9 protein-coding genes are annotated in these 19,611 nt (G+C 45.8%); 4 read left to right on the plus strand and 5 right to left on the minus strand.

The features are described 5' to 3' along the window. The first annotated feature begins 6 nt into the window (after window positions 1–6). The gene (gene rseP / locus E2P86_RS05815) at window positions 7–1,326 is read left to right on the plus strand and encodes an RIP metalloprotease RseP (RefSeq protein WP_134431492.1); all 1,320 of its coding nucleotides are present in this window, start codon (window positions 7–9) and stop codon (window positions 1,324–1,326) included. 57 nt (window positions 1,327–1,383) lie between these two features. Beyond that, window positions 1,384–1,587, plus strand: coding sequence for a YwbE family protein (locus E2P86_RS05820; protein ID WP_134431495.1), 204 nt, complete (start codon window positions 1,384–1,386; stop codon window positions 1,585–1,587). Between the two features lie 34 nt (window positions 1,588–1,621). Here E2P86_RS05820 and asnA read toward each other — a convergent pair whose 3' ends face one another. The 4 genes from asnA to E2P86_RS05840 all read right to left on the minus strand — a co-directional run bounded on the left by asnA (window position 1,622) and on the right by E2P86_RS05840 (window position 4,271). Further along, window positions 1,622–2,626 carry an aspartate--ammonia ligase gene (gene asnA, locus E2P86_RS05825; RefSeq protein ID WP_085474569.1) on the minus strand — a complete coding sequence of 335 codons (1,005 nt, stop codon included), beginning with the start codon at window positions 2,624–2,626 and terminating at the stop codon, window positions 1,622–1,624. A 253-nt stretch (window positions 2,627–2,879) separates the two neighbouring features. Next, window positions 2,880–3,206 (minus strand): HesB/IscA family protein, encoded by a 327-nt coding sequence (locus tag E2P86_RS05830; RefSeq protein WP_085474570.1) that lies wholly within the window; start codon window positions 3,204–3,206, stop codon window positions 2,880–2,882. Window positions 3,207–3,334: 128 nt separating this feature from the next. Then, window positions 3,335–3,739: a DUF5606 family protein gene (locus E2P86_RS05835; protein WP_085474575.1), complete on the minus strand. Its 405-nt coding sequence runs from the start codon at window positions 3,737–3,739 to the stop codon at window positions 3,335–3,337. A 73-nt stretch (window positions 3,740–3,812) separates the two neighbouring features. Further along, window positions 3,813–4,271: a peptidylprolyl isomerase gene (locus tag E2P86_RS05840; protein ID WP_085474571.1), complete on the minus strand. Its 459-nt coding sequence runs from the start codon at window positions 4,269–4,271 to the stop codon at window positions 3,813–3,815. Between the two features lie 162 nt (window positions 4,272–4,433). Here E2P86_RS05840 and radC point away from each other — a divergent pair, with 162 nt between their 5' ends. Next, complete coding sequence (radC, locus tag E2P86_RS05845) at window positions 4,434–5,120, plus strand: RadC family protein (protein ID WP_085474572.1); 687 nt, start codon at window positions 4,434–4,436, stop codon at window positions 5,118–5,120. Here radC and E2P86_RS05850 read toward each other — a convergent pair. Next, window positions 5,117–5,518, minus strand: a complete 402-nt coding sequence (locus tag E2P86_RS05850) for a putative signal transducing protein (RefSeq protein WP_085474573.1) — start codon at window positions 5,516–5,518, stop codon at window positions 5,117–5,119. The two genes, radC and E2P86_RS05850, sit on opposite strands and share 4 nt — an antisense overlap. A 533-nt stretch (window positions 5,519–6,051) precedes the next feature. Between E2P86_RS05850 and E2P86_RS05855 the strand changes: the two genes are divergently transcribed. After that, window positions 6,052–19,590: a T9SS type B sorting domain-containing protein gene (locus E2P86_RS05855; RefSeq protein WP_166785157.1), complete on the plus strand. Its 13,539-nt coding sequence runs from the start codon at window positions 6,052–6,054 to the stop codon at window positions 19,588–19,590. The last annotated feature ends 21 nt before the right edge of the window (window positions 19,591–19,611 follow it).

The following is a 19,611-nucleotide window of genomic DNA, read 5'->3' on the forward strand; positions in this document are numbered from 1 at the left end:
ATTTTAATGGGAACATTAGTAATGATAGGACAAGTTGTTTTAGGCTTGTCAATTTTGATTATCCTGCATGAATTAGGACATTTTCTTGCGGCTAGAGCATTCGGAATCAAGGTGGAGAAATTCTATCTTTTCTTTGATGCTTGGGGAGTGAAACTCTTTAAGTTTAACTACCGGGGCTGCGAGTATGGTATTGGATGGTTGCCATTGGGGGGCTATGTGAAGATTGCCGGGATGATTGATGAGTCGATGGATACGGAGCAACTGAAAGAAGAACCAAAACCGTGGGAATTCCGTTCGAAACCAGCTTGGCAGCGCTTGATCGTCATGCTGGGAGGTATTATCGTGAACGTATTGGTTGGTATTGTTGTTTTCTGGATGTTGACTTTTAAATATGGCGAGTCTGATATCGATAACAGTAAATTAAAATATGGTGTTGTACCGGGTATTATCGGTAAGAACATCGGTATTGAAGCAGGGGATAAGATCCTTGCCGTTAATGGTAAGCCCGCGGTTCACTTTTTGCGTGACGTTTTAAGTACGGATGTACTTATGGGGGATGCGGTATTGACGGTAGAGCGACAAGGGCAACAGAAACAGATTACCGTTCCTCCGACAATCTTGAATGAGGTAGCAGAGCACAAAAGGAATGAATTTGTACAACCTCGTACAAAGATTGATAGTGTAGCTGACGTGGTCAAGGATTCGGAAGCAGAGCGGATGCAACTTAAAGCTGGAGACCGTATTTTGCGTGTTAATGGGCAGCCGATTGTGTTTTTTGATGAGTTTAAAGATGCCATGGAACGGGGTAAGAATAAGAGCGTAAACCTTGTGGTGTTGCGTCAAGGCCAGGAAGCGACATTAACAGGAACAATTGATTCTACTGCGACCTTAGGTTTTACCATGGCACAGGAAGAGCTTCCGGTTACCGCCAATGAATTTGGTTTGATGGAATCATTACCGATTGGTGCGAAAAAAGCATTCTCCGTGGTGACCGATAATATCAAAGGCTTTAGCAAGATTTTTAAAGGCGAAGTTCGTGCGGATAAGGCACTTTCTGGACCTGTTGGTATTGCGAAGATGTTTGGCGAGAAAGTAGACTGGTTCAAGTTTTGGAACTTGGTGGGAATGCTTTCTATGGCTTTAGCTTTTATGAATTTACTGCCTATCCCAGCGTTGGACGGTGGACATGTGATTTTCCTTTTGGTAGAGATGGTACAAGGAAAGCCGTTGAGCGATAACTTCCTCGAAAAGGCACAAATGGTCGGCTTCTTTATCTTAATCGCTTTAATGCTGTTCACCCTAGGAAACGATATCATTAAGTGGTAATATTTTACTAGATTTTATCGATAAGGGATCGTATTTAGTGCTTAAAAAAACAAAAGAATGAAAGACGGAAAGACACGTGCGAATATAAAACCAGGAATGTTGGTCAATATAGTATTGAAAAAAGACCAACGTAGTGGGACATTAACGGAGGGCATTGTGAAAGATTTATTGACCTCGGCTCCAGTTCACCATCGTGGTATTAAGGTACGCCTTACAGATGGACAAATTGGTCGGATACAAGAAATTATAGAAGAAGATTAATATAAAAAGGGGCGAATTTTTCGCCCCTTTTTATTTATAGTAAGTTAATATCTTTTTGTGCTAAGCTGCTTCGCTGACCATCATCCCAAATGCTCACTTGAACTTCGCCAATATGTGCTTTTTTCAGCATAAACATACATACCCTGGATTGTCCAATGCCGCCACCGATAGATTGCGGTAGCTCCTCATTGATTAACATGGAATGAAAGGATAGCTTTGTGCGGTCAAGACTTTGGCGTATTTCCAATTGCTGCAAAAGCGCTTTTTTGTCTACACGTATACCCATGGAGGATAACTCAAAAGCCGTGTCGAGGATGGGGTTCCATACCAAGATATCACCATTTAATCCTTTATAACCTTCACTATTATCGGTACTCCAGTCGTCATAATCTGCCGCTCGTCCATCATGTGGTGCGCCGTGGCTCAATTCGCCACCTATGCCGTATATAAAGACAGCTCCGTATTCTTTAGCAATGGCATTCTCACGTTGCTTTGGTGTGAAATCCGGATAACGATTTAGCAGTTGCTCCGAAGAGATAAAAAGAATCTCTTTGGGTAATATTGCTTCTTTTGCGGGGTAGCGCTGAGCCACCTCTTGTTCGGTTTCGTAAAGTGCCGTGTAGATTTTGAGAACGGTATCCTTTAGGTAATCGAAGGTGCGATCCTGCGCGGTGATATGCTTCTCCCAATCCCATTGATCGACATAGATGGAGTGGATGGGTGTATAATCCTCATCCGGGCGCAGTGCGCGCATATCTGTCAAAATTCCTTCGTCTACTTCAATTTCTAATTCCTTTAACCGCACTCTCTTCCACTTCGCCAATGAATGCACCACCACAGCCCGTTGTTCATTAAGCGATTTTATCGGAAAGCTCACCGGGCGTTCGATGCCATTGAGGTCGTCATTGATGCCAGTGCCATCTAAAACAACCAAAGGTGAAGAAACAGGAATAAGGTTTAAAGCCTCAATTAATTTGCGTGAAAAAGTCTCCTTAACAAACGTGATCGCTTGTTCAGTTTTTAGTAAGTTACGTCCCATAAAATATTTATACCCTCAAAATATCATAATCCAGATTTGTGGGTGTTGTTGATATTTTCTTAAAATTTATAAACAAAAGTAATCATTTTATTAATCAAACAACTTTTTTGTGTAAAAATTCGTGAAAAAATAAACAAACGATTGCCTGTGTAAAATAAAGAAGAAATCGGGGAGGAGGAAGATGTTTTTTGTGAAGAATCAACAAAAAAGAGCCTTTGTAAAAGGCTCTTTTAGAAATATTGTCATAGAGGTCTTATACAGAGAAACTTTCGCCACATGCGCATGTTCTGCTGGCGTTAGGGTTATGGAATTCAAACCCTTTTCCTGTTAATCCATCTGAATAATCCAGCTCTGTACCTGCGAGGTAAAGATATGATTTGATGTCCAAACAGATTTTTACACCTTTATCTTCACAGAACTGATCTCCTTTTTTTTCTTCGTTATCGAAATCTAGCTTGTAAGACAAACCAGAACAACCTCCGCTTTCTACGGCTACACGTACGAAATAGTTTTGATCATAGTTCTCTTCGCGCATGATCTGATCGATGCGTTCTTTTGCTTTATCTGTAATAGTAACCATAATACTTGCCTTCAATTTATTACACAAAGAACGGGATTCTTTTTATGAAATGCAATGCGGATAGGTAGGGGAAATGTCAAAAAAGAGAGCGGGCATAGGTGTATGCCCGCTCTCTTTTTTTATGTTTTTTATTGAATTGGCTCTGGAGCTTCTTCGTTGAAAAGAGGTAAATCTTTGATAATAGCATACCAAGAGATAATCTTCTTGATATCTGAAGAGTATACACGTGATTCGTCATGACCAGGAGCAACTTCGCGGAAGAACGTACGTAAGCTATTACCATCGGCTTTAACGTCTGGAATTGTTCCACCATTTTCTTTGATATTGTTTAATACATCTAAAAGACGGATTTCTTCCTCTTCACCATAAATGGTGATGTCTTCTAAAGTTGCCATTTTCGTTGTCGATAGGTTGACAACGCTTTTTATTTTTTTATCGTCTAATGATTCTAAGATAAAACCACCTTTATTCTGACCGATCAATTTAAATAGTCCTGGTTTGCCAGTTACGGATACTAAGGCTCTTAAGTTCATGAGTGTCTTTTTATTATAATAGTGGCGCATGGAATACGCCACGAATTTAGTTGTAATTGCTTTCTAGAATGAACTAGTCTTCGATAACTTCGATTGTTAAGATACGGTCGCCTTGGCGGATATCATCAACAAGATCTACATTTTCTACTACCTTACCGAAGCAAGTGTGGTTTCTGTCCAAGTGTGCCGTGTTGTTACGACTGTGGCACACGAAAAACTGAGAACCTCCAGTATTGCGACCAGCATGTGCCATAGAAAGAACACCGCGATCGTGGTATTGGTTTTCGCCTGTTAATTCACAATCAATTTTGTAACCTGGGCCACCTGTTCCAGGCATGCCTGTTGCTCCTTCACGCGTGTTCGGGCATCCTCCTTGGATCACAAAATCAGGGATAACACGGTGGAAAGTTAATCCATCATAGTATCCGGATTTAGCTAGTTTTATAAAGTTAGCAACGGTATTTGGAGCGTCCTCTGTGTAGAACTGAACAGTCATATCGCCCTTTTCTGTTTTGATAATTGCTTTGCTCATCGTATTCAATTTTTGTATTAAACGGCAAAGATAAAGTTTATAATCGAAAAGTCGGTTTTGTAAAGCTGAAGAATTGTTAAATAATTAATTTATAAGCTGTTGCTTTTGTGGTTTGTGTCGTTTTATGTATTTTGTGGATACCGAGATAAAAGTGGGAAGGATATGGATAAGTTAGTTATTAGGGAATGGGCTGAAGCAGATCGCCCACGGGAGAAGATGATCGATCAGGGACGTCGCGCATTGACAAATGCAGAGTTGTTGGCTATTTTAGTAGGTTCGGGGTCCCGTGGAGAGACCGCTGTGGAATTGTGCCGGCGCGTGTTGGCCGATGCAAATAACGACTTGGGAAGACTTTCCAAGTTAGAAATTGCCGAATTGCAACACTACAAAGGTATCGGCGAAGCAAAGGCGATTGCTATTGTTGCTGCATTAGAGTTGGGGCGCCGACGGAAAGAAGAGGTGCAGGCGGAGCAGCCGGTTTTGAACAGCAGTAAAAAGGTCTATGATTACTTCAGGTCATACCTGCAGGATTTATCGCATGAGGAGTTTTGGGTGCTTTATTTGAGTCCGGGTTGTAAGGTGCTGGATAAACATCTAATTGGTCGAGGAGGGCATGATTTTACACCGGTGGATGTGCGTGTCATCTTACGGTATGCATTAACCTGCAAAGCCCATGCGATTATTTTGATGCATAACCATCCCTCCGGAACGTTGAAGGCGAGTCCGCCTGACAAATTGTTGACGGCAAAGGTGGTACGTGCAGCAGATATGTTAGATATCAAGGTAAATGATCATATTATCTTTACGGATACTACTTATTTTAGCTTTCGAGATGAAGGTCTGCTTTAATTGAATACCTTATCACAATCTCGACATAAATAACTTTTCTTGGTGTAGATCGGGTAGGTCATCGTTATAAAAGATAGTACCGTCGCTAGTATTCCCCGTGTTCCTTCATTGTTTTTAATGTTATTAAAGATATTGGTTGACCCGCATTCGGGGCATCGTATCGCCACATCTTGGTCTGTTAATAAAGGGGTGTTATCTATTTCCTGTAGGACGAGACGTGCGCGGTCTAAATCTGCGGCTGCGACCATGAGTTTTATGCCCCCAACAGCAATATTTAACAGTGGGTTCAACCCGACAATATTTTCATCGAGTATGTAGCATGCAATATCCTCGCTTTCTAATTTACTTTTTAGTAAATGTGCGTCAATAGGGTTGTCGAATGTTTTTAATATTTCCATAATACTGGTTCGAGGGCACTGGCTCTTTAATAATACGACCAATATACCTTTTTTTTTAAGAAATTTTTTCGAAGAATGTTCTGTTATATATCAGAATAATGTATGATCATAAGGGTGATTCCTTATTTATTGAATTTTTATTGCGTTTTAATTAAGTTTTTGTGAATAATAATTTCTTTAATATATAGTGTTAGGGGTTTAATTTGTGTTTTTTTGATTTCCCTACTTTATTGTTGTTAATCGTTAATATTATTAATTAAATGATATTATTTCCTTTGGTGTTATTTGTTGGTTAAAAATATTGCTAATAGGTTTTTGCAAACCTATTGATTTTTAGGTTTTTAATAAATTTTTTAAAAAACTTGTTATTTCGCAATAAGTTTGTAATTTTATTTCGTGGTTAATTTGTTTTTAAAACATAATGTTTCGCAACATTTTTTTAAAGCAATTTAACTATAGCCTATGAAAAGAAATTATAACTTAACAAATGGTAGGACCCATACTACCAGATGTTAAAAGAAAGGAGCTTACTTATGAAATTTCAGACCGATTTGAAAGTCTCGTCGAATTCTATTTGGCATTTACTTTTTTTGCTTGTGTTTTTTTTAGCATCGGTACCGATTGTCGGTATAGGGCAAACTAAGGTTGTCGCGAATAATGTAAGCCATAAGAGTGGTAATGAAAAGATGACTTCTTTGCTGGGGTGTTTTGGGCCTTGTTTTGTCGCCACAGTAGAGACGCCTGAGAATGCCACGTTGGATGACAATACAAGCGCTAAGCTATTGGCTTCGCCTGGCATTGCTGTAGGCTTGGCTTCGTATATCGGTGAAATCGAATTACAGTTCCCTAATTCAATTCCCGCTAACCAGTGGACGTATGTGCGAATAGGTACGACCGATCCAGGTTTACTTAACGTACTGTTGGGGGGCTCTTTGGGTAATGCCTTAGGCACTGTTGCTGGGGGGCTCCTTTTTGGTAAACAAGAAATTGAAATTGACGCACGAACAAGTTCGGGTTCGGTTTTGTCGCGAAAGAGTACGGATGGTTTTAATACGGATCGGGTTCGTCTTGTACGCGATAATAATGGAAATAGTTTTATCGCCATAAAACCGGCATCAAGTTATGATCGCGTGCGTATCACCAACAGATCAACATCGGCCGTAGGCGCTGGTACGGAATTTACATTAGAGGTATTTTCTGCTGTTTCTTTTCAGAATGATGGTGGGTATTGTGGAAGACCAAGTTATACTTCTTTTGATGGCGGAGCGGGCCTATCTTTATCCCTTCTAGATTTGCAGGACCAACATCTTGAGCGAGCGATTGATGGGGATGAGTTAACGTATTCGTTATTGAAATCTTCGTCAGCAGCATCGATCAATGTTGGGAAATCGTTCTCACAGTTTTTTTACTTTCCATCAAAATCGCCGGCAGGACATAGTGTTAATATTAAACTAGCACTTGGTTCTGGGGGTGTTGTTAATACCGATCTGTTGGGCGGAATTGAAGTTGTATTTTGGGATGGAACGACACAAGTATATAAACGATCGTTGCAAAGTAGCTTATTGAATAATACCAGCGTGTTGGCTCTTTTGGGATCCGGTGGTGCAGCTACCCTTACTTTTGGACCAGGGAAAGCCTTTGATCGTGTGGAGGTTCGATTGAACTCGTCGGTCGGCCTCAGTGTTTTGGGAAGTGGTGTTCGAATTTTCGATGTGCAGCGTTATAGTGGAGCGGCAGGATGTGTTAATCCGCTGATCGGTGCGCCACCAAGCCCTACAGAAAGTCCATTTGATGCACCTTCATGTGCAAGCTCGTTGGTTGATTTTGAGAATGTCGATTTTGCGCAACAGGCCGTCGATAGTAATAATGAAACCTTTGCTACCCTCCATGCGGATGCGGGCAGTTTGCTTGTCGGTGGAGCCACAACCGGCTTTGTTGAGATGGATTTGGGGCGTACACTGTTAGCTAATCAAACAACCTATGTTCGGATCAATTACGATAAAGATGTGTTAGATCGGTTGCTGGGCGGAAGCCTTGGTAAGCTGGCTGCCGATTTGGCGAACAATCTCCTGTTGGGTAATCAATATTTTGAGGTGGAAGCCAAAAATGGGACGACTTCCGTGTTAAAGGAGTTGAGCTCTAATGCTTTTGCGGGTACGGCTGATGGGGTCGTAACATTAGTTCAAGATAAAGTGGGACGTTATTATATTGCGATTACGCCGAATAAGAGCTATAACCGTGTGCGTATCAGTAATCATGTGGTCGCCTTATTGCCAACCGGTAAGAAGGCGTCTTTGGACGTGTATAATGCTTGTTTTGAATTGGGTGAGGATAGTTGCTTTCCAGCCAACTTTACATCGTATAAAGGGGGAGGTTTAGGAATTAGTGTTGGAAATATTTCACAGGTGGGCGTTGTGGATAGTTACCGGGCGATTAGTGATAACTCGTCAGATTATTCGACTATAAATTTAGGTATTGCGGGAGTTGCTGCTAACGTATTCCAGACTATATATTTTAACCAAGGTTCGAAACCTAATGATTATGTGAAAATTCGCCTTGCAGTTGAACCGTCCTCTCTTTTGAGTTTGGATGTATTAGGTCGATACAAGATTCGCTTCTATAATGGTCAAACACAGGTGGGGCCAGACTATGTTCTGCAACAGGGTTTATTGAATAATATTGATCTCCTTACGTTGTTTAAATCTGGGGGGCTCGTCGATCTTCAATTTACGCCAACCGGTACTTTTGATCGGGTAGATATTGGCGCTGAATCCTTGGCCTCCGTGAATGTCGCGACAGAGCCGCTCCGGGTTTATAGCGTCAAACGGTTTGGTATTGACTGTCCGGAAACAATTGGGGAAAGTCCTTTTGTAACACCTATATGTGCCGATAAATTGGTTAGTGCCACGAATGCAGATGGGGTCAGTAATCTCTTTGATGCAGATTTCGATAGCTATGCCACACTGAAGTCTGGTGCTGGCACACTATTAGGCCTGGGGAATAAGTATGAAGGGTACGTTGAATTAGGGTATGGTGCGACGGTTGCGGCCGGAACAACTTCATATATCCGTGTTGATTTTGACCCTGGTGTATTAAAAGCGCTGGTAAGTGGTAGCCTCGGGAATGTGGTGAGTGGCGTTTTGAATAATTTGGTGCTAGGGAATCATTTTTTTGAAGTTGATGTGAAGATGAACACGTACAACGGTCAAGGAGCCGTTGTATCAAGTACTTCCGTGGCAAACGGCTCGAGTGCACAAGCTAGTGCTGGTGGCAATGCCATTATTCGGGTCGTACAGGATAAACTTGGTCGCTATTATATCGCAGTCACGCCAGCTCAAGCGTACAATGCGGTGCGAATCACAGATAAGACCAATAGCGCGTTGGGACTTTTAGCACAACCGAATACGATGAACGTATATGGTATGTGTCATGAATCCAGCACAGACCCATGTTTATCTCCTTTTGCGACTTCGTATGAACATTCGGGAATAAGTTTGGGGGTAAACGATCTTGGGGGCGCTGGTGTAGCTAATCCGCATTACGCCATCAATGAGGTGAATACAACGGATTATGCAGAGATCAGTAATGGTACTTTAGCCGTTGGTGCTTCGACGAAACAATGGATTTTCTTTAACTCATTGTCGACCAGTGATGATGTGGTAAATATCAAATTTAAAACAAGTGGTGGCGCTGTAGACATTGATCTTCTTGGAGGTTTGGAAATCAAAGCTTACCGAGGTAATGTCGAGGTTGCTCAGTTGAATTGGCAAAATGGTATCATAAATGGTATTAACATCCTGCAGTTATTGAGTACAAACCAGATGGTGGAAGTGCCATTTGCTCCGGGTGTAGTTTATGATCGGATTTCGGTAGGCGTTAAGACACTTGTACAAGGATCTGTATTTCCACCGGTTCATTTGTATGGTGTGACGCGTTGTTTTGCTAAGGCTGTCCCTTCCTTTGTGGCATGGAAATCCTTTTTGGTGAACAACGATGTAGCACTTAAGACCGTGAAAGGCGGCGAAGATATTGACTATACAATACATGTACGTAATACAGGATTATTAGCATTAAATGATTTAACCATTACAGATGCCATACCGGCGCACACGACTTTTGTCTCAGCTGGTAACGGAGGAACTGTTGCAGGTGGTGTGTTAACTTTCGCAAATGTAAATGTACCTGTTGGGGGGACGGCAACCGTGAGTTTCAGGGTGAAAGTAAACACGGAGTTAACAGGAGTTCCGTCGATATACAATGTTGCTTTAGTGAAGAAGGATGTCGCGGATCCCGGAACGTCAACATTGCCACCTTCACCAACGGATCCAAACAATCCTGATAATTCTGGAGGAACTGGAACAACTATTCCTGTTCTCGCAGTACCAACCATATCGACATGGAAAGCTGCTGCTGCAACACTTAGTGGAGCGGGAGTAACCAGTGTTTCGGGAGGCGAAGATATTACTTATACTATATATATTAAAAATACAGGGAACCAGAACTTGACGGGAGTGGTGGTCTCTGATGTACTTCCTACGGGAACCACCCATAAAAGTGGTGGTGCTTTGGCTGGAGGAACGGTTACGTTCAGTGGACTTGATATTCTCGTCGGGGAAACGAAACAAGTCACTTTCACCGTAACGGTTAAAAATAATCTTACAGGATTGACGCAGATTGCGAATGTGGCATCGGTTAATGCTGGTGGCATCCCTGTTTCTACAGCTCCAGCGGATCCCGCAGCTCCTGCAACGGGGCCTGCTCCAGGTTCGCAACCTGGGGAACCTACCGTCGTGCCAGTGACCGATAAGCATAATATGGTTATCTGGAAGGCATTTGTGATCAGTAATGATCCGCAGAAAACAACTGTTCGAGGGGGCGAAGAAGTTGAGTATACCGTGTATGTTCGTAATACCGGAAATAAGGATTTGACAAATATCGTAATAACGGATCCATTACCTCCTGGTGTTACCTTGATTTCGGGAAGCACCAATGTGACGATTCCAACATTAGCTGTAGGAGCAACTTCACAAGGTTACACTTTTAAAGTAAAGGTTGCCTCTGATTTGACTGGAATCACGCAGATTCGAAATGTGGCAACAGCGCAGAGCACGGAAATCAATACACCAGTTGAAAGCTATCCTCCGCTTGTCAACGATCCAACACAACCAAATACAGGTGGTGGAACGGGAACGGTTATCCCGGTTCAGGCCGTTCATAGCGTGCAGTTTACTAAATCGGGGCTTAATCAGTCTGGTGTAAAAACAGCTGCAATTGGGAATACTATTACCTATACATTGACCGTGGTTAATAACGGCAATAAAGACCTGACAAATGTGGTGTTGACCGATCCGCTTAGTGCGCATGTTAAACTCATTGAAATAGATGGGGTGGTCACCAATGGAGGGACCGTGACTCATAATATTCCACTCCTAAAGGTTGGCGAGACACATCAGGTGGAGTTAACATTTAAAGTGGAAGTATTGACGATTCCAGATAATGATGAGCCTTTGGTGAACACGGCGACAGCAACATTTAAGGATATTAATGGGGGGGATGATACCGTATCGGCGGTAGAAAGTTTACCAACTACTTGTGTAACACTGACGGCTGCAAACATTACCCTTACAAATAATCTTGACTGGTGTGCAGGATTGCCTGTGCAACTGACGGCTTCCTTTGCAAGCGCTGGTGGCATTACCCTATTGCCTCCGGGTGCTGACTTTATTTGGCGATTGAATAGCCCTACGGGACAGGTTGTACACACGGGAGCAAGCTATATGCCGACTATCACCAGTACAACCACCTATTATGTTTCAATTGAAGGTGAAGGCGCTTGTTTCCAGGCTCCTGCAAAAACGGTGACTGTTCAGATTATTGAAGCACCAACTGTACCGACTATTAATACGCCGGCTGCGGTTTGTGAAGGTACCAGTATTACATTGACTGCTGTAGGAACTGGTACTACCTATAAATGGTATAAGGGAACTACTGAACTGACAACAGAAACGACCAATACCTTGACGTTGAGTGGTAACCTTGGTGATGCAGGTCTATATTCTGTGAAAGCAGTAAATAATACAGGTTGTGAAAGTGGTGCTTCGGCTTCGGTATCTGTGATAATAAATGCTAGACCGGCAAAACCTACAATAAGTTCTTTGCCTGCAGGTGCGGTATGTTCGGGAACACCGGTAACCTTGACGGCTAGTGCTAGCGCTGGAACTTATCAATGGTATAAAGGTGGGACAGCAATTGCTAACGCCAACCAGGCGACATATGTAACAACAGAGGGTGGCGTTTACACCGTTACTGTGACGGACCTTCTAACGGGGTGCGCAAGTGATCCATCCGACGGAGCTACGGTTACCGTGAATGTTGCTCCGCAGATTACATTTGTAGATGGAGTGTCTTCGATTACGGGAATTGTAAATACACCGATCACTTTGCCATCTGTTGTTGCTGAGGGGGGAGTCACGTATCAGTGGTACAATAATCTCGGGAATCCGTCTACCACGGGTGCTGCTGGCCCTACAGCTACCTTCGCAACGCCAGGAGTTTATGCGTATACGGTGGTTGCAACGAACACAAGTACAGGTTGTACAAGTTCCGCTACGGTATTGATAAATGTGTATACGGCAGACAGCTGTCCGCCGCAACTTGTACGTGTATATGCAAACACGGAAAGTTCGGACTCCTTTCTTACAGGTGGGGTTACAAATGGAGGATTGGCTGTTGATGGAAATGTAAAGACTCATTCGACTATCACGACAGGGTTAGGGGTCTTGGGAATTGGTACAACATGGCAAAATTTACAATTTGCAGATGTGGTTCAAAAAGGAACACCGGTAACCATTAAACTAGGGAAGGAGTATTCGGGGTTAGCTGTGGCTGGTGGCCTATCTATCGTAGGAACTAAAAGAAATGGACTCGGAACACCAATCGATATCGGTGTGCTTAGGCCAGTAGCGGGAGGATTGGTTGACCTATTGGCGGCTGATAATGTGTTTGAATATACGTTTGTACCGGCTAATGTGTCGGGGCAACCTGAGGATTATGATGGTATTCGCATCGTACAAGGTGCTCTTCTTAGTGTGGCACAAAATGCGAAAGTATATGCCGCATATTACACCGTTCCTGGAACGGTAGATTGTGCTCCAATTGATAATGTTACCAACCCTGATATTCAAGATTTACTACATGGTGTTCGTGATATTGGCCTTGGTGTTTTAAGTGCAACGGCGACTGTGAAAGATGCATGGAAAGCTGTGGATAATGATCCGGATAGTTTTGCTGAAATCTGGAATGGTGTATCTGTTGCAAAGCAAACGTTTTTGACAGCAGTCTTCAAGTCTCGTAGCATGGCAACTGATTCGGTACGCATTGTAACACGCGTTCCGGGTAATCAGGTATTGAGCCTACAGTTACTAAAGGGATACCGCATTCAACGGTACTTAGGCGCTGCGAAAGTAGGTGCTGCGCTCGATGAAACAAGTAGTATCTTAGATTTAAAGCTTCTAGGAGCGATGGGAGATGGTAGTCAAAAGGTGTCGCTTATGATTCCTCCAATAGCGGATCCTTTTGATCGCGTGGAAATCAGTTATGAAAACCTATTGGGGGTTCTGGGTGAATTTACGAATGTGTATGACATCGGCATCATGCCTACCGTAACTGTGGGTACACAACCAGGTGCAACGGTAGAGGTATGTCAAGGGGCACAGATTACGATTACCGAACAAGATGAATGTACACGTTACGCCGTGTATGACGAAGCGGGTAATCCATTGGCATCGTCTATAGATAAATTAAATTTCACGGTTCCAGCAAATACAACAGTAGGTATTCATACGTATTATGTGCAGGCAATTAGACAAGGATGTGCCGTTGGTCCAAGACAACCGATCACCGTTCAGGTTAATGAATTGCCACGGGTGGAGAATCAGCCGCAAAGTGTTACGGTACATGCTGGGGCCACGGCTAGTTTCTCGGTTGCGTTAGTGAATAAAACACAAGTGGTTACTTATCAATGGCAAACCTCTATAGATGGTACGTCATGGACTGATATCGCAAATGCTACTGCTGCAACCTATAGTGTAAATGTTCCCGCCAATGTAGCTGCGGTAGGACCTTATGGTCAATACCGTGTTTTAATAGCCTCTGATAAAGGATGTACAGTGGAGTCTGCTGCTGCGTTATTGACGGTAACGCGAGAATATGGTTTTGACAATGATGCCATTCAAAAAAATGGACAAAATAATAATGAACATGCCGTAGCGGGTAAACCGTATACGTATACCGTTCAAGTCGAGAATAAAGGGCCTTCAACGATCTTAACAGGCACATCTATTTATTTCCGTGACTTGTTGAGTGCTGGACAGACGTTAACGGAAGTGGAATACAATGGTAGTACAGTTGTACCTGGTGCTAACGGCTTGTTTAGTCTTACGATGGCAAATGAGGTTGCCGTGGGTGCTACGTTTAATTTTATCGTTAAGGTTGGTGTAGCCGCGGACGCACCGAATACCATTAAGAATACCGTGCATATCTGGCAGGATAATCCAGGAACAAATATCAATACGCTTCCACCTGCAGATGGCACGGCTACCACGCCAGATATCCCAGTGGACCGAGACTATGGATGGGGCGACCCTGATGCCGTTAAGAAAGTGGGCAATGCGGCTACTGCGACAGCGGGCACGGGATTCGGCTATACGGTTACCTTGACGAACAAGGGTACCTCTACGATCTTGCCGAGCACGGTTCTTTACCTACAGGATGTACTGAGCGCCGGCCAGACCATGGGCACGGTGAGCTCGAGCAACGGCACGGTAGGCGCGATCGGTTCGAACGGTGCGTTCAACCTGACGGTTGCGAACAGCGTTGCACCGAACCAGAGCATCACGCTGACGGTTAATGCTACCGTTGCTGCTGACATTGCGGCCAGCATCATCAACAATACGATCAAGGTCTGGAGCATGGATCCGGCAGGCGACTACAGCACTCCGGATGGCACGGCTACCACACCAGATATCCCAGTGGACCGAGACTACGGATGGGGCGATCCTGATGCCGTTAAGAAAGCGGGCAATGCGGCTACGGCTACAGCGGGCACGGGATTCGGCTATACGGTTACCTTGACGAACAAGGGTACCTCTACGATCTTGCCGAGCACGGTTCTTTACCTGCAGGATGTACTGAGCGCCGGCCAGACCATGGGCACGGTGAGCTCGAGCAACGGCACGGTGGGCGCGATCGGTTCGAACGGTGCGTTCAACCTGACGGTTGCGAACAGCGTTGCACGGAACCAGAGCATCACGCTGACGGTTAATGCTACCGTTGCTGCTGACATTGCGGCCAGCATCATCAACAATACGATCAAGGTCTGGAGCATGGATCCGGCAGGCGACTACAGCACTCCGGATGGCACGGCTACCACGCCAGATATCCCAGTGGACCGAGACTACGGATGGGGCGATCCTGATGCCGTTAAGAAAGTGGGCAATGCGGCTACTGCGACAGCGGGCACGGGATTCGGCTATACGGTTACCTTGACGAACAAGGGTACCTCTACGATTTTGCCGAGCACGGTTCTTTACCTGCAGGATGTACTGAGCGCCGGCCAGACCATGGGCACGGTGAGCTCGAGCAACGGCACGGTAGGCGCGATCGGTTCGAACGGTGCGTTCAACCTGACGGTTGCGAACAGCGTTGCACCGAACCAGAGCATCACGCTGACGGTTAATGCTACCGTTGCTGCTGACATTGCGGCCAGCATCATCAACAATACGATCAAGGTCTGGAGCATGGATCCGGCAGGCGACTACAGCACTCCGGATGGCACGGCTACCACGCCAGATATCCCAGTGGATCGAGACTACGGATGGGGCGATCCTGATGCCGTTAAGAAAGCGGGCAATGCGGCTACTGCTACAGCGGGCACGGGATTCGGCTATACGGTTACCTTGACGAACAAGGGTACCTCTACGATTTTGCCGAGCACGGTTCTTTACCTGCAGGATGTACTGAGCGCCGGCCAGACCATGGGCACGGTGAGCTCGAGCAACGGCACGGTAGGCGCGATCGGTTCGAACGGTGCGTTCAACCTGACGGTTGCGAACAGCGTTGCACCGAACCAGAGCATCACGCTGACGGTTAATGCTACCGTTGCTGCTGACATTGCGGCCAGCATCATCAACAATACGATCAAGGTCTGGAGCATGGATCCGGCAGGCGACTACAGCACTCCGGATGGCACGGCTACCACGCCAGATATCCCAGTGGATCGAGACTACGGATGGGGCGATCCTGATGCCGTTAAGAAAGCGGGCAATGCGGCTACTGCTACAGCGGGCACGGGATTCGGCTATACGGTTACCTTGACGAACAAGGGTACCTCTACGATTTTGCCGAGCACGGTTCTTTACCTGCAGGATGTACTGAGCGCCGGCCAGACCATGGGCACGGTGAGCTCGAGCAACGGCACGGTAGGCGCGATCGGTTCGAACGGTGCGTTCAACCTGACGGTTGCGAACAGCGTTGCACCGAACCAGAGCATCACGCTGACGGTTAATGCTACCGTTGCTGCTGACATTGCGGCCAGCATCATCAACAATACGATCAAGGTCTGGAGCATGGATCCGGCAGGCGACTACAGCACTCCGGATGGCACGGCTACCACGCCAGATATCCCAGTGGATCGAGACTACGGATGGGGCGATCCTGATGCCGTTAAGAAAGCGGGCAATGCGGCTACGGCTACAGCGGGCACGGGATTCGGCTATACGGTTACCTTGACGAACAAGGGTACCTCTACGATCTTGCCGAGCACGGTTCTTTACCTGCAGGATGTACTGAGCGCCGGCCAGACCATGGGCACGGTGAGCTCGAGCAACGGCACGGTAGGCGCGATCGGTTCGAACGGTGCGTTCAACCTGACGGTTGCGAACAGCGTTGCACCGAACCAGAGCATCACGCTGACGGTTAATGCTACCGTTGCTGCTGACATTGCGGCCAGCATCATCAACAATACGATCAAGGTCTGGAGCATGGATCCGGCAGGCGACTACAGCACTCCGGATGGCACGGCTACCACGCCAGATATCCCAGTGGACCGAGACTACGGATGGGGCGATCCTGATGCCGTTAAGAAAGCGGGCAATGCGGCTACGGCTACAGCGGGCACGGGATTCGGCTATACGGTTACCTTGACGAACAAGGGTACCTCTACGATCTTGCCGAGCACGGTTCTTTACCTGCAGGATGTACTGAGCGCCGGCCAGACGATGGGCACGGTGAGCTCGAGCAACGGCACGGTGGGCGCGATCGGTTCGAACGGTGCGTTCAACCTGACGGTTGCGAACAGCGTTGCACCGAACCAGAGCATCACGCTGACGGTTAATGCTACCGTTGCTGCTGACATTGCGGCCAGCATCATCAACAATACGATCAAGGTCTGGAGCATGGATCCGGCAGGCGACTACAGCACTCCGGATGGCACGGCTACCACGCCAGATATCCCAGTGGACCGAGACTACGGATGGGGCGATCCTGATGCCGTTAAGAAAGCGGGCAATGCGGCTACGGCTACAGCGGGCACGGGATTCGGCTATACGGTTACCTTGACGAACAAGGGTACCTCTACGATCTTGCCGAGCACGGTTCTTTACCTGCAGGATGTACTGAGCGCCGGCCAGACGATGGGCACGGTAAGCTCGAGCAACGGCACGGTGGGCGCGATCGGTTCGAACGGTGCGTTCAACCTGACGGTTGCGAACAGCGTTGCACCGAACCAGAGCATCACGCTGACGGTTAATGCTACCGTTGCTGCTGACATTGCGGCCAGCATCATCAACAATACGATCAAGGTCTGGAGCATGGATCCGGCAGGCGACTACAGCACTCCGGATGGCACGGCTACCACGCCAGATATCCCAGTGGACCGAGACTACGGATGGGGCGATCCTGATGCCGTTAAGAAAGCGGGCAATGCGGCTACGGCTACAGCGGGCACGGGATTCGGCTATACGGTTACCTTGACGAACAAGGGTACCTCTACGATTTTGCCGAGCACGGTTCTTTACCTACAGGATGTACTGAGCGCCGGCCAGACGATGGGCACGGTAAGCTCGAGCAACGGCACGGTGGGCGCGATCGGTTCGAACGGTGCGTTCAACCTGACGGTTGCGAACAGCGTTGCACCGAACCAGAGCATCACGCTGACGGTTAATGCTACCGTTGCTGCTGACATTGCGGCCAGCATCATCAACAATACGATCAAGGTCTGGAGCATGGATCCGGCAGGCGACTACAGCACTCCGGATGGCACGGCTACCACGCCAGATGTTACAGTAAATAGAACATCTAATTTTAAAGTTGAAAAAACGACAACAGCAGCAAAAGCAATTGCTGGTCAAAGCGTAGACTTTAAAGTTGTATTGACAAACAGTGGACCATCTACTGCGAAAACAGGGCATGCCATTGTTGTAACAGAAAAACCAGACGGTTTGGTGATCACAGGTAATGATATCTCAATTATAAGTGGCAATGCTACATTCGATGGTATTTACAATAGTGGTACCGGTAAATTTACAATAAAAGTGAGTCAAGACATAGCCATTGGATCAACCATTGTGTTGAATATTAAAGGACATGTTCCAGGTAATGCGACAGGTGTGGTGAAAAATGGTATTGAGGTTGACGGAGATGAGGACGAGACGCCACCAATTCCAGTGGAATCACAGGCAAAACTTACTGTAACTAAAGTAGCAGATCAAAATCCGGTAAAAGCAGGTACAAACACCACGTTCACTATTACCATTTCGAATAGTGGTCCTGGGGAGATTGCATCGGGAAGAGTTATTCGTTTAGGTGAAATGCCAAGTGCGGGGCTAGCGATTAGTCGTTACGATATTACCTCGAACAATGGTACGGTGGTTGGATCGGGTAACACCGCTACCGTAACAACGAACAAGGTTGTTGCCGTAGGAGGAACGATCGTGGTGAAGGTGACGGCAGCTGTTGCGGCGGATGCGCCAACGACGATTAGCAATGGGGTTAAGGTTTGGGGACCTGATAAGCCAACGACCGAGACGCCTGATGATGAAGATAAGACGCCAGAGATTCCTGTAGTATACGAAACGAAGTTAAGTATTACGAAGAGAGCCGATCAGTCTAGGGTCAAAGTGCGGGAGATGACGACCTTCACCTTAGAGGTTAAGAATGATGGGCCAGCTGTGTTGCAAGCAGGTAAAACAATCTCGCTTGTTGAGCGTCCAGGACAAGGGTTAACGATCAAAGAATATGCTGTAACCAGCAATAACGCGACCGTTTCTGGTACTGGAAATAATGCTGTACTAACGACAACTGCCTCTGTTCCGGTAGGTGCGACAATTATCGTGAAAGTTACAGCCGAAATCGACGAGCAGTCACCAGATATTATTGCAAATGGTGTATCTGTTTGGGGACCAGGAAAAGATCCAGTTAAAGATCCAGAGGACGATCGCGATGATATTAATCCAATTCCTGTAGATTTTCTACTGATATCAGCGCAGGATGATGATGCTATGGTCAAAGCGGGTGCACAGGTTACGATCGATGTTCTCGCGAACGATATAGTGACGCTATCTGCTATAAATACAGCGACAGTAGCTGTTGTAAAACAGGCGCAAAAAGGAATAGCGGCGGTAAATATTAATGGAACGATAACCTATACCGCAGACAAGAATGCGACAGGTTCCGATATGTTTACTTATCGTGTACAAGATGCGAAAGCTAGATGGAGTAATGAGGCTGAGGTTACTGTAGCGATTTTAGATAACCCATTGATTATACCAAATGCATTCTCGCCGAATAATGATAATGTGAATGATCAATTTGTAATTGTTGGGGTAGAAGCCTACGATCAAATAAGTTTAACCGTTATCAATCGATGGGGTAATGAGGTATATCGCAATGATAAGTATAACAACGAATGGAATGGTTCGGGACTGAATGCTGGAACATATTTCTATCTGATTGAGGCAACAAAAGCAGGTAAGAAAGAAGTATTCAAAGGCTCAGTGTTGATTAAGAGAAACTAAAATTGGTGCAACTATTATTAA

Source organism: Sphingobacterium psychroaquaticum (assembly GCF_004421025.1).
Taxonomy (GTDB): domain Bacteria; phylum Bacteroidota; class Bacteroidia; order Sphingobacteriales; family Sphingobacteriaceae; genus Sphingobacterium; species Sphingobacterium psychroaquaticum.

What these genes read in the sequence shown, in the direction of transcription:
- asnA (WP_085474569.1), bottom strand. Translation starts at nt 2,626, where the DNA reads ATGGGACGTAACTTACTAAAAACTGAACAAGCGATCACGTTTGTTAAG.
- E2P86_RS05840 (WP_085474571.1), bottom strand. Translation starts at nt 4,271, where the DNA reads ATGAGCAAAGCAATTATCAAAACAGAAAAGGGCGATATGACTGTTCAG.
- E2P86_RS05850 (WP_085474573.1), bottom strand. Translation starts at nt 5,518, where the DNA reads ATGGAAATATTAAAAACATTCGACAACCCTATTGACGCACATTTACTA.
- rseP (WP_134431492.1), top strand. Translation starts at nt 7, where the DNA reads ATGGGAACATTAGTAATGATAGGACAAGTTGTTTTAGGCTTGTCAATT.
- E2P86_RS05835 (WP_085474575.1), bottom strand. Translation starts at nt 3,739, where the DNA reads ATGAACTTAAGAGCCTTAGTATCCGTAACTGGCAAACCAGGACTATTT.
- E2P86_RS05855 (WP_166785157.1), top strand. Translation starts at nt 6,052, where the DNA reads ATGAAATTTCAGACCGATTTGAAAGTCTCGTCGAATTCTATTTGGCAT.
- radC (WP_085474572.1), top strand. Translation starts at nt 4,434, where the DNA reads ATGGATAAGTTAGTTATTAGGGAATGGGCTGAAGCAGATCGCCCACGG.
- E2P86_RS05830 (WP_085474570.1), bottom strand. Translation starts at nt 3,206, where the DNA reads ATGGTTACTATTACAGATAAAGCAAAAGAACGCATCGATCAGATCATG.
- E2P86_RS05820 (WP_134431495.1), top strand. Translation starts at nt 1,384, where the DNA reads ATGAAAGACGGAAAGACACGTGCGAATATAAAACCAGGAATGTTGGTC.